12 protein-coding genes are annotated in these 10,944 nt (G+C 63.6%); 10 read left to right on the forward strand and 2 right to left on the reverse strand.

The features are described 5' to 3' along the window. Nucleotides 1-25: 25 nt before the first annotated feature. Nucleotides 26-679 carry a fructose-6-phosphate aldolase gene (fsa, locus tag IQ26_RS28735; RefSeq protein ID WP_145721732.1) on the reverse strand — a complete coding sequence of 218 codons (654 nt, stop codon included), beginning with the start codon at nt 677-679 and terminating at the stop codon, nt 26-28. A gap of 89 nt (nt 680-768) precedes the next feature. Between fsa and IQ26_RS28740 the strand changes: the two genes are divergently transcribed. The 10 genes from IQ26_RS28740 (at nt 769) to lepB (ending at nt 10,640) form a co-directional block, all read left to right on the forward strand. Then, nucleotides 769-2,952 carry a primosomal protein N' gene (locus IQ26_RS28740; RefSeq protein ID WP_145721733.1) on the forward strand — a complete coding sequence of 728 codons (2,184 nt, stop codon included), beginning with the start codon at nt 769-771 and terminating at the stop codon, nt 2,950-2,952. A 52-nt stretch (nt 2,953-3,004) separates the two neighbouring features. Further along, nucleotides 3,005-3,700 carry an aspartate/glutamate racemase family protein gene (locus tag IQ26_RS28745; protein ID WP_145721734.1) on the forward strand — a complete coding sequence of 232 codons (696 nt, stop codon included), beginning with the start codon at nt 3,005-3,007 and terminating at the stop codon, nt 3,698-3,700. A 105-nt stretch (nt 3,701-3,805) separates the two neighbouring features. Further along, entirely contained in the window at nt 3,806-4,201 is a 396-nt protein-coding gene (locus IQ26_RS28750) for an AGROH133_08824 family phage infection protein (RefSeq protein ID WP_145721735.1), read from the forward strand. 246 nt (nt 4,202-4,447) lie between these two features. Continuing rightward, nucleotides 4,448-5,008 carry a F0F1 ATP synthase subunit delta gene (locus IQ26_RS28755; RefSeq protein WP_145721736.1) on the forward strand — a complete coding sequence of 187 codons (561 nt, stop codon included), beginning with the start codon at nt 4,448-4,450 and terminating at the stop codon, nt 5,006-5,008. Further along, a complete protein-coding gene (gene atpA / locus IQ26_RS28760) occupies nt 5,008-6,537 on the forward strand; it encodes a F0F1 ATP synthase subunit alpha (protein ID WP_145721737.1) in 1,530 nt (509 codons plus the stop codon). Before IQ26_RS28755 ends, atpA begins: the two co-directional genes overlap by 1 nt. Before the next feature lie 29 nt (nt 6,538-6,566). After that, entirely contained in the window at nt 6,567-7,451 is an 885-nt protein-coding gene (locus IQ26_RS28765) for a F0F1 ATP synthase subunit gamma (protein ID WP_145721738.1), read from the forward strand. 70 nt (nt 7,452-7,521) lie between these two features. Continuing rightward, nucleotides 7,522-9,105 carry a F0F1 ATP synthase subunit beta gene (atpD, locus tag IQ26_RS28775; protein ID WP_162458099.1) on the forward strand — a complete coding sequence of 528 codons (1,584 nt, stop codon included), beginning with the start codon at nt 7,522-7,524 and terminating at the stop codon, nt 9,103-9,105. 111 nt (nt 9,106-9,216) lie between these two features. Beyond that, on the forward strand, nt 9,217-9,624 hold the full coding sequence (locus IQ26_RS28780) for a F0F1 ATP synthase subunit epsilon (protein WP_145721739.1): 408 nt from the start codon (nt 9,217-9,219) through the stop codon (nt 9,622-9,624). A gap of 139 nt (nt 9,625-9,763) precedes the next feature. Continuing rightward, the gene (locus tag IQ26_RS28785) at nt 9,764-10,126 is read left to right on the forward strand and encodes a hypothetical protein (RefSeq protein ID WP_145721740.1); all 363 of its coding nucleotides are present in this window, start codon (nt 9,764-9,766) and stop codon (nt 10,124-10,126) included. Further along, on the forward strand, nt 10,008-10,640 hold the full coding sequence (gene lepB / locus IQ26_RS28790; protein ID WP_145721741.1) for a signal peptidase I: 633 nt from the start codon (nt 10,008-10,010) through the stop codon (nt 10,638-10,640). The genes IQ26_RS28785 and lepB overlap by 119 nt, the downstream gene beginning before the upstream one ends. On the opposite strand, the gene IQ26_RS28795 is transcribed toward lepB, so the two are convergent. Then, nucleotides 10,612-10,944 (reverse strand): transposase (locus tag IQ26_RS28795; RefSeq protein ID WP_145721742.1); only part of this gene is annotated, 333 nt, incomplete at its 5' end. The two genes, lepB and IQ26_RS28795, sit on opposite strands and share 29 nt — an antisense overlap.

Raw genomic sequence — 10,944 nt, forward strand, 5'->3', positions numbered from 1 at the left:
GGCCTTCTCTAGCAGCATTTGGATTTCAACCAATCTTCTGGCCGGTCTTGGCCCAATCGGCCAGGAACTGCTCCAGGCCCTTGTCGGTCAGCGGGTGCTTGACCAGCGCCTTGAGCGTCGCCGGCGGCGCCGTGATGACGTCGGCGCCGATGAGTGCAGCCTGCTTGACATGGTTCACCGTGCGCACCGAGGCGGTCAGGATCTCGGTCTGGAAATCATAATTGTCGTAGATGGTGCGGATGTCCGAAATCAGCTCCATGCCGTCCCAGCCGGTGTCGTCGATGCGGCCGACGAAGGGCGAGATGAACGAGGCGCCGGCCTTGGCGGCGAGCAGCGCCTGGGTCGCCGAGAAGCAGAGCGTGACGTTGACCATGCGGCCTTCCGACCGGATATCCTTGCAGGCTCTGAGGCCGTCCAGCGTCAGCGGCACCTTGATACAGACATTGTCGGCGATCCTGGCCAGGATCTTGGCCTCCGCCATCATGTCCTTGTATTCGGTGGCGACGACTTCGGCCGAGACCGGACCCTTGACGATGTCGCAGATCTCTTTGGTGACGTCGGCAATCTTGCCGCCGGATTTGAGGATCAGCGAAGGATTGGTGGTAACGCCGTCGAGCAGCCCCAGATCGTTCAGCTCACGGATTTCCTTGACATCGGCGGTGTCGACAAAAAATTTCATGGGGGTCTCCTGAAGATTTTCATGTGCATGCCATGCACATTCGGGGTCGGCCTTTGCTCTAGACGAAAGTCGGGGCAAGGTCACGCCTCATGATCGAAGATTCGCCCTTTGTCGCAGCCGCACCGGTGCTGGTGCCGATGCCCGCCGAACGCCCCTACACCTATGCCGTGCCAGCCGGCATGTGTGTGGTGCCGGGCTCGATCGTGCGTGTGCCGCTCGGTCCGCGCCAGGTTGCCGGCATCGTCTGGGACGGCGCCGTCGAAAAGGTCGATGCCAAAAAACTGCGCCCGATCGAGCAGGTCTTCGACTGCCCGCCGATCGACCGCACCATGCGCCGTTTCGTCGACTGGGTCGCGCAGTACACGCTGTCGCCGCCCGGCATGGTGGCGCGCATGCTGCTGCGGGCGCCGGAGGCGTTCGACCCGGAACCGTGGATCGAAGGGCTGCAACGCACCTTCGCCAAACCCGACCGGATGACGGGTGCGAGGATGCGCGTGCTGGAAACCGCGGAAGGCGGGCTCGCCTGGACGCGATCCGGACTGGCGCATGCGGCTGGCGTGTCGTCGACCGTCATCGACGGGCTGAAAGCGCAAGGCGTGTTCGAGACCGTCATGATCCCGCCGCGACCGGTGGTCGCAGCACCCGATCCGGGTTACGCCCAGCCTTCGCTGATGCCGGACCAGAACGATGCCGCCGAGATGCTGCGCACCAATGTGGCGGCCGGCGCATTCGGCGTCACTCTGCTCGACGGGGTGACCGGATCGGGCAAGACGGAGGTCTATTTCGAGGCGGTGGCGGCGGCGCTCGACCGGGGCAAGCAGGTGCTGATCCTGCTGCCGGAGATCGCGCTGACCCACGCTTTCCTCGAGCGCTTCCAGGAACGGTTCGGCGCCAAGCCGGCGGAATGGCACTCGGACCTGCCGCCAAGGATGCGCGAGCGTGTCTGGCGGCAAGTGGCGGAAGGTGGGGTGCTCGTCGTCGCCGGGGCGCGCTCGGCGCTGTTCCTGCCGTTCAGGGAGCTCGGGCTGATCGTCGTCGACGAGGAGCACGACCCCGCCTACAAGCAGGAGGACCGCGTCTTCTACAATGCGCGCGACATGGCGGTGGTGCGCGGCCATATCGGCGGCTTTCCGGTCGTCCTCGCCTCGGCGACGCCGTCGGTCGAAAGCCGGGTCAACGCAAGCCAAGGCCGCTATCATCGGGCAGTGCTTTCGGCGCGCTTCGCCGAGGCGGCGCTTCCAGACCTGAAGACGATCGACATGCGCCGCGCCCCGCCTGCGCGCGGCGGCTTCCTGTCGCCGGTGCTGCTTGGCCATATGCGGCAGACGCTGGAGAGACACGAACAGTCGTTACTGTTCCTTAACCGGCGTGGCTATGCACCGCTGACGCTGTGCCGCGTCTGCGGCCATCGCTTCGGTTGCCCGGTCTGCTCGGCCTGGCTGGTCGAGCACCGCTTCCGCGGCCAGCTCGTCTGCCACCATTGCGGGCACAATGAACGCCGACCCGAGGCCTGCCCGGAATGCGGCACGCTCGACCATCTGGTCGCCTGCGGGCCGGGCGTCGAGCGCATCGCCGAAGAGGTCGTCGCGCATTTTCCCGACGCTCGAACCATCGTGCTGTCGTCCGACCTGACGGGCGGCGTGCGGCGGCTGAGGCTGGAGCTCGAAGCCATCGCCAATGGCGAGGCCGACATCGTCATCGGCACGCAGCTCGTCGCCAAGGGCCACAACTTCCCCAACATGACGCTGGTCGGCGTGGTCGACGCCGATCTCGGCCTCGCCAATGGCGACCCGCGAGCCGCCGAGCGCACCTTCCAGCTGCTCAGCCAGGTGACCGGCCGCGCCGGTCGCACCGGCAAGAAGAGCCTCGGGCTGCTGCAGACCTTCCAGCCCGACCACCCGGTGATGCGTGCGATCGTCTCCGGCGACGCCGAGGCTTTTTATGAGCGCGAGATCGCGGAGCGCGAGCGGGCGGCGCTGCCGCCTTTCGGCCGCCTCGCCGGCGTCATCGTCAGCGCCGCGACGCGCGCGGAAGCCGAAGCGCACGCCCGCGGCCTGCGGCGTGCAGCACCCCAGGCCACCGACCTGTTCGTGCTCGGCCCGGCCGAGGCGCCGCTATCGCTGATCGGCGGGCGTCATCGTTTCCGCTTGCTGATCCAGGGCGAGCGGCGCGCCGATATGCAGGGCTTCATCCGCGTCATGCTGGCCGAGGGACCGAAGATACGCGGTTCGGTCCGTGTGCAGGTCGACATCGACCCGCAGAGCTTTTTGTGAGGAATCGATTTCGGCTATAGCGCCTCAACGCGAGCGAGAAACGGGAGACGACATGAAAACCCTTGGCCTCATCGGCGGCATGAGTTGGGAATCGACCGCGATCTATTATCGGCTGCTCAACGAGATCGTGCGCGAGCGGCTTGGCGGCCTGCATTCGGCAAAGCTGCTCCTGTGGTCGTTCGATTTTGCCGAGATCGCCGAGCGGCAGCACGGAGGTGACTGGGAAGGCGCGGGTGCGCTTCTGGTGGAGGCCGCGCGCAAGCTGGAAGCAGCCGGTACGGAAGGCCTGCTGATCTGCACCAACACCATGCACAAGCTGGCCGATGCGGTGCAGGCGGCGGTGTCGATCCCGCTCATCCACATCGCCGATGCAACGGCCGTCGCGGTCAGGCTGGCCGGCGTCAACCGCCCGGCGCTGTTAGCGACGCGCTTCACCATGGAACAGGACTTCTACAAGGGCAAGCTCATCGAGAAGCATGGGCTACAGCCCGTGGTGCCGGATGAAACCGGGCGAGACATGGTTCATCGCGTGATTTACGACGAACTTTGCCAGGGCATCGTCAGGGAGGGATCGAAGGCGGCCTACATCGATGAAATCGTTCGAATGCGGCGCGATCAAAAGATCGACAGCGTCATCATGGGTTGCACCGAGATCACCATGCTCATCGGTCAAGAGGATTTCGATATTCCGGTCTTCGACACGACGCGCATCCATGCCGAGGCTGCAGTCGCGTTCGCGCTGGGCTGACGGATTTCAACCCGCGCTCCGAAATCGCCGACCGCCATCTGGTGCATGTCGCTTCCTTCGTTAGAATGTCCGAAATTTCGAAACAGCCATTTACGAGGGGACAATATGGAATTTGCATTTCCATGGCCGATGAGCCAGGGCGAGTGGCTGGCATGGTCGAGCGCCGTCGTGACCTTGCTGTTCGGCCTGCTGCTGTTCCTGGCGCCGGTGCTGGCTTTCCGGATCCTGCGGCTGCAGGTCAAGCCCGAGAAGACCGCGGCGATTGCCGAAGGGCGCGGCAGGATGTCGGGCTTCTATCTCGGTGTCGGCCTGTGCTGTATCCTGCTGGCGCAACCGCTGCTCTACATGGCGCTTGGCTTTTCCTGGCTGTTCACCGCCTTTGGCCGGCTGCTGTCGATGATGTCGGACAATGCCAACACGCCTTTCAACTGGGTTTCCATGGTGGTGGAATTGGTGCTGGCGGCCCTGCCGCTCGCCTTCGCCTTCGGCTTTTTGCCCTGAATCCAAAGGCTAATCCAAAGGCTTCGACTGAACTCCGCCGCCGGATGCGACAATAGTGCCTAAAACCAAGCAGGACGACGCATTGCGGTCTTAAAATGCCTGTGCTAGACGGCAATCGACTTTCGGCCGGGGATAGCGGAAGCCGCACCTCCGTGCTTGGAAAAATGCAGTAAGGTCAAAGATTTAGCCAGAGTTTTCGCTCGCGCCAACAATCTGCGGCCTGTCAGACAAGAGAAAAGACGGTCCGTGGCCCAATCGTCATCGCCAATCTCAGGTGTCGCAGAACGCTACGCGGGTTCGCTGTTCGAGCTCGCGCTGCAGGCAAATTCGGTCGCCAAGGTCGAGGCCGACCTCAACAGTTTCGCGGCGATGCTCGAAGGCAGTGCCGACCTTACCCGTCTGATCAATAGCCCGGTGTTCTCCAGCGAGGACCAGGCCAAGGCCATCGCGGCGATCGCCGACAAGGCAGGGATCACCGGCCTCACCGGCAATTTCCTGCGCGTCGTCGCCCATAACCGCCGCCTGTTCGCAGTGCCGGGCATGATCAAGGCGTTCCGCCAGATCGCGGCCGAGCATCGTGGCGAGACCGCCGCCGAGGTAACCTCGGCGCATGCGCTGACGGCGGCTCAGCAGACCGAGCTGAAGGCGGCGCTAAAAAGCGTTGCCGGCAAGGATGTCGCGATCACCGTGACCGTCGATCCGTCGCTGCTCGGCGGGCTGGTGGTCAAGATGGGCTCGCGCCAGATCGATACGTCGCTCAAAACCAAACTCAATTCGCTCAAGCTTGCACTGAAAGAGGTCGGCTGATGGACATCCGCGCCGCGGAAATTTCCGCAATTCTGAAAGACCAGATCAAGAATTTCGGCAAGGAGGCCGAGGTCTCCGAAGTCGGACAGGTTCTGTCCGTCGGTGACGGCATCGCCCGCGTCTATGGCCTCGACAATGTCCAGGCCGGCGAGATGGTCGAGTTTCCCGGCGGCATCCGCGGCATGGCGCTCAACCTCGAAGCCGACAATGTCGGCGTCGTCATCTTCGGCGCGGACCGCGACATCAAGGAAGGCGACATCGTCAAGCGCACCGGCGCCATCGTCGATACGCCCGTCGGCATGGGCCTACTCGGCCGCGTCGTCGACGCGCTCGGCAATCCGATCGACGGCAAGGGCCCGATCAAGGCGACCGAGCGCAAGCGCGTCGACGTCAAGGCGCCCGGCATCATTCCGCGCAAGTCGGTGAACGAGCCGATGTCGACCGGCCTCAAGGCCATCGATGCTCTGATCCCGGTCGGCCGCGGCCAGCGCGAGCTGGTCATCGGCGACCGCCAGACCGGCAAGACCGCGATCATCCTCGACACGATGCTCAACCAGAAATCGGTGCACGACAACGGCCCGGAGAAGGAAAAGCTCTACTGCGTCTACGTCGCCGTCGGCCAGAAGCGCTCGACCGTCGCGCAGTTCGTGAAGGTTCTCGAAGAGCGCGGCGCGCTCGACTATTCGATCATCATCGCCGCCACCGCTTCCGATCCGGCGCCGATGCAGTTCCTGGCACCGTTCACCGCCTGCACGATGGGCGAGTATTTCCGCGACAACGGCATGCACGCTCTGATCAGCTACGACGATCTGTCGAAGCAGGCCGTCGCCTATCGCCAGATGTCGCTGCTGCTGCGCCGCCCGCCCGGCCGTGAAGCCTATCCGGGCGACGTCTTCTACCTGCATTCGCGCCTTCTGGAGCGGGCCGCCAAGCTCAATGACGACAATGGCGGCGGCTCGCTGACGGCGCTGCCGATCATCGAGACCCAGGCCAACGACGTGTCGGCCTACATCCCGACCAACGTCATCTCGATCACCGATGGCCAGATCTTCCTGGAAACCAATCTGTTCTTCCAGGGCGTCCGCCCGGCGGTCAATGTCGGCCTGTCGGTGTCGCGCGTCGGCTCCTCGGCGCAGATCAAGGCGATGAAGCAGGTCGCCGGCTCGATCAAGGGCGAGCTTGCGCAGTATCGCGAAATGGCGGCCTTCGCCCAGTTCGGCTCCGACCTCGATGCCGCCACGCAGCGCCTGCTCAACCGCGGCGCGCGCCTGACCGAGCTCCTGAAGCAGCCGCAGTTCTCGCCGCTCAAGGTCGAGGAGCAGGTCGCGGTGATCTTCGCCGGCGTCAACGGCTATCTCGACAAGCTGGCGATCGACCAGGTCGGCAAGTTCGAGCATGGTTTGCTCAGCCACATGCGCTCGGCCGGCAAGGACGTGCTCGACGGCATCCGCAAGGAGAAGGCGCTGTCGGACGACCTGCGCGCCAAGCTGAAGGCGGAGATCGATACCTTCGCCAAGACCTTCGCTTGAACGAAGCCGGACGGGATCAGGTTTGAAGCATGGCTTCGTTAAAAGACCTTCGTAACCGTATCGCCTCGGTCAAGGCGACGCAGAAGATCACCAAGGCGATGCAGATGGTCGCCGCGGCGAAGCTGCGCCGTGCGCAGGAGGCGGCGGAAGCGGCGCGCCCCTATTCGGAGCGCATGGGTGCGGTGCTGGCCAACATCACCCAGGCGATCGGCGATGGCAGCGATGCCCCCGCACTGATGACCGGCACCGGCAAGGACGACGTGCATCTGCTCGTCGTCTGCACCGCGGAACGAGGCCTGTGCGGCGGCTTCAATTCGCAGATCGCACGCCTTGCGCGCGACCACATCCGCAAGCTTTTGGCCGCCGGCAAGAAGGTCAAGATCATCTGCGTCGGCAAGAAGGGTTTCGACATCCTGCGCCGCGACTATGCGGAGCTGATCATCGACCGCGTCGACCTGCGTGAAGTGAAGACGCTGGGCTTCGTCAATGCCGATGCCATTGCCAAGAAGGTCATCCAGCTCTTCAACGAGGGCGGCTTCGACATCTGCACGCTGTTCTATTCTCAGTTCAAGTCGGTGATCAGCCAGATCCCGACGACGCAGCAGATCATTCCGGCAGGCGTGGCTTCCGCTCCCGCCGCGGTGACGGACGGCGGCAACGCAGTCTATGAATACGAGCCGGAGCCGGGCGAAATCCTCTCCGACCTCATTCCGCGCAACATCTCCGTACAGGTCTTCCGTGCGCTGCTCGAAAACGCGGCCGGCGAGATGGGTGCCAAGATGAGCGCCATGGACAATGCGACGCGCAATGCCGGCGACATGATCAACAAATTGTCGATCACCTACAACCGCCAGCGGCAGGCGCAGATCACCAAGGAATTGATCGAAATCATTTCGGGCGCCGAGGCGCTCTAGGCGCTCCCACGAAGGTCGCCGACCTTCAGCGGATCGCGTGAGAAACAAAGAGACGAAAAGGGTAAAGACGATGGCGAAAGCAGCGACCTCCCAGAAGGCGGCCCCGAAGACCGCCGCGAAGGCGGCAGCACCGGCAAAGGCTCCGGCAGTGGCAGCGAAGGCCGCTCCGGCCAAGAAGGCGGCCGCGCCCGCCAAGGCCGCCGCAGCGAAGGCGCCGACCGTTGCCATCAAGAAGACCGGCTTGGCGGGCAAGGTTCGCCAGGTCATCGGCGCCGTTGTCGACGTGCAGTTCGGCGAACATCTGCCGGCGATCCTGAACGCGCTGGAAACGTCGAACGTCGGCAATCGCCTCGTGCTCGAGGTGGCCCAGCATCTCGGCGAGAACACCGTGCGCTGCATCGCCATGGACTCGACCGAAGGTCTGGTTCGCGGCCAGGAGGTTTATGACACCGGCGCGCCGATCACCGTGCCGGTCGGCCCGGGCATGCTCGGCCGCATCATCAACGTCATCGGCGAGCCGGTCGACGAGGCAGGCCCGGTCGACGGCATCGAGATGCGCTCCATTCACCAGCCGGCTCCGACCTATGTCGAGCAGTCGACGGAAGCGCAGATCCTGGTCACCGGCATCAAGGTTCTCGACCTGCTCGCGCCCTATGCCCGCGGCGGCAAGATCGGCCTGTTCGGCGGCGCCGGCGTCGGCAAGACCGTGCTGATCCAGGAACTGATCAACAACGTCGCCAAGGCGCATGGCGGCTTCTCGGTGTTCGCCGGCGTCGGCGAGCGCACCCGCGAAGGCAACGACCTCTATCACGAGTTCATCGAGTCCGGCGTCAACAAGAAGGGCGGCGGCGAAGGGTCCAAGGCGGCGCTCGTCTATGGCCAGATGAACGAGCCGCCCGGTGCGCGCGCCCGCGTCGGCCTGACCGGCCTGACGGTGGCCGAGTATTTCCGCGACCAGGGTCAGGACGTGCTGTTCTTCGTCGACAACATCTTCCGCTTCACGCAGGCAGGCTCCGAAGTGTCGGCGCTGCTCGGCCGTATTCCCTCGGCCGTGGGCTACCAGCCGACGCTGGCCACCGACATGGGCGCGCTGCAGGAGCGCATCACGACGACGACCAAGGGTTCAATAACCTCGGTGCAGGCGATCTACGTGCCGGCCGACGATCTGACCGACCCGGCGCCGGCGACCTCCTTCGCCCACCTTGACGCGACGACCGTGCTCAACCGCGCGATTTCGGAAAAGGGCATCTACCCGGCCGTCGATCCGCTCGACTCGACCTCGCGCATGCTCGACCCGATGGTCGTCGGCGAAGAGCACTACCAGGTCGCCCGCCAGGTGCAGTCGATCCTCCAGCGCTACAAGTCGCTGCAGGACATCATCGCCATCCTGGGCATGGACGAGCTGTCGGAAGAGGACAAGCAGACGGTTGCCCGCGCCCGCAAGATCGAGCGCTTCCTGTCGCAGCCCTTCTTCGTCGCCGAAGTGTTCACCGGCTCGCCGGGCAAGTTGGTCGACCTCGCCGACACCATCAAGGGCTTCAAGGGCCTCTGCAATGGCGACTACGACCACCTGCCGGAAGCTGCCTTCTACATGGTCGGCGGCATCGAAGAAGCGGTCGAGAAGGCACAGCGCCTGGCGGCCGAAGCGGCTTAAGCAAGCGAATAAAGAAGCGAATAGCGAATAGGGAGTAGCGAATAGGGCGTATGAGCAGGCGAAGTTCCTTGGACTATTCGCTACTCGCTATTCCCTACTCGCTAAATTGGCATGGCTGAAGCTTTCAAATTCGAACTGGTCTCGCCGGAGCGCCTGCTGGTTTCCGAGCAGGTCGAGGCCGTCGTCATTCCGGGCGCCGAAGGCGAGATGACCGTGATGGCGCATCACGCGCCGGTCATGACCACGATCAAGCCAGGCGTCGTCACGGTGAAGACCGCCGCCGGCAAGGAAGAACGCTACGTCGTGTTCGGCGGTTTTGCCGACATCGTTCCGGCCGGCTGCACGCTGCTCGCCGAATCGGCGGTCGCCGTCGGTGACATCGACCGCGCCGACCTTGCCCGCCGCATCCAGGAGGCCAGGGAAGACGCCGCCGACGCCAAGGACGATCAGACCCGTACCAAGGCCGAGCAGTTCCTTAGCCAGCTCACCACGCTCGAAGGCGCCATCCTGCCTGCTTGAAGCAAAGATCAATCCGGCAATTGCAAAGCGAGGCTTGCCTCGCTTTTTTGTTTGAGGGACAGTCCGACTTTGCTTGCCTTGGGGGCGGTAGCCGGTGACTGAAGACACAAAGTCGAGATCCAGATGGTCGGCGGCCCTGGTGTCGGCCTTTGGCGGCCCGTTCGGCGGATTTCTTTGGATCGGAAGCGGCAAGCTGGCGGTCATCGCGATCAGTGCCGCAAGCATCGCCCTTTGCTACATCGGGTTCCCGGTGCTTCCAGGCATGGAAGATGATAGGGATGCCGCGGGGCTGGCCAATTTTTCAAGTATCGGCATAGCGATCTTGTCGGCGGTGCTCGTTGTTCCCTTCGCGCATCGATTCAAGCCGGACAAGTGGTACTCACATGGGCTTTCGGTTCTGGTGCTGGCGTTTCTGGCCTCATCTCTGGCTGCGTTTTGCGATCCGGTCGTTCCTGTTTCAGCCATTCTCAATACCGGCCAGCAGCATGGTGCCAACGCTTGAGGTCGGCGACTATCTCTTCGCCTCCAAATTTGCTTACGGATACAGCCGCTACAGCGTCCCCTTTGGCTTGCTGCCGATCGAAGGGCGGACGTTCGGCACGGCGCCGGCGCTGGGCGATGTTGCAGTTTTCAGGCGGCCGTCTGATCCCGGCACCGACTACATCAAGCGCATTGTCGGCCTTCCTGGCGACAAGATCCAGATGATCGACGGCGTCCTTCACCTCGACGATCAGGCGGTGAAGCTTGAAGAAACCGGTTCCTACTCCTCCGATGAGATCCGGTCGGCCAAAGTGCAACGCGAAACATTGCCGAACGGCCTCTCTTACTCGGTCCTCGACATGATCGACGGATCAATGGGCGACAACACGCAGCCTGTTGTCGTCCCGGCCGGCCGCTACTTCATGCTTGGCGACAATCGCGACAGTTCCGCCGACAGCCGTTTTGATATGGGTACTATTCCGTATGAGAATCTAAAGCGTGTCGCGATTAATCGGCCTCATATCCAGCAGCTTTGAAGAAGTTTCGGCACTGAGTGGGGTCGAAGAGGTCGCAGATGTCGCCGAGCGCATGGCAGAGCGCCTCGAAGGTTCTGGCCGCCTTCTTGCGCAGCAGCGTCTTGAGCTTCGAGAAAGCCATTTCGATCGGGTTGAGATCAGGTGAGTATGGCGGCAGGAACAGCATCCATGCGCCGCGTCGGCGCACCAGTTCGTGGGCCCGCTCGCTCTTGTGGAACCCGACATTGTCGAGGATGACGACATCGCCGGGCTCAAGTTCGGGCGCCAGTTGCGTCTCGACCCAGCTCTCGAAGCGCCGGCCGTT

The sequence above is a fragment of the Mesorhizobium tianshanense genome (genome assembly GCF_007830515.1).
GTDB lineage: Bacteria > Pseudomonadota > Alphaproteobacteria > Rhizobiales > Rhizobiaceae > Mesorhizobium > Mesorhizobium tianshanense.

Bases quoted from the DNA above. Each gene is read 5' to 3' on its own strand.
- fsa (WP_145721732.1), bottom strand. From the start codon at position 679: ATGAAATTTTTTGTCGACACCGCCGATGTCAAGGAAATCCGTGAGCTG.
- IQ26_RS28740 (WP_145721733.1), top strand. From the start codon at position 769: ATGATCGAAGATTCGCCCTTTGTCGCAGCCGCACCGGTGCTGGTGCCG.
- IQ26_RS28745 (WP_145721734.1), top strand. From the start codon at position 3,005: ATGAAAACCCTTGGCCTCATCGGCGGCATGAGTTGGGAATCGACCGCG.
- IQ26_RS28750 (WP_145721735.1), top strand. From the start codon at position 3,806: ATGGAATTTGCATTTCCATGGCCGATGAGCCAGGGCGAGTGGCTGGCA.
- atpA (WP_145721737.1), top strand. From the start codon at position 5,008: ATGGACATCCGCGCCGCGGAAATTTCCGCAATTCTGAAAGACCAGATC.
- IQ26_RS28765 (WP_145721738.1), top strand. From the start codon at position 6,567: ATGGCTTCGTTAAAAGACCTTCGTAACCGTATCGCCTCGGTCAAGGCG.
- atpD (WP_162458099.1), top strand. From the start codon at position 7,522: ATGGCGAAAGCAGCGACCTCCCAGAAGGCGGCCCCGAAGACCGCCGCG.
- IQ26_RS28780 (WP_145721739.1), top strand. From the start codon at position 9,217: ATGGCTGAAGCTTTCAAATTCGAACTGGTCTCGCCGGAGCGCCTGCTG.
- lepB (WP_145721741.1), top strand. From the start codon at position 10,008: ATGGGCTTTCGGTTCTGGTGCTGGCGTTTCTGGCCTCATCTCTGGCTG.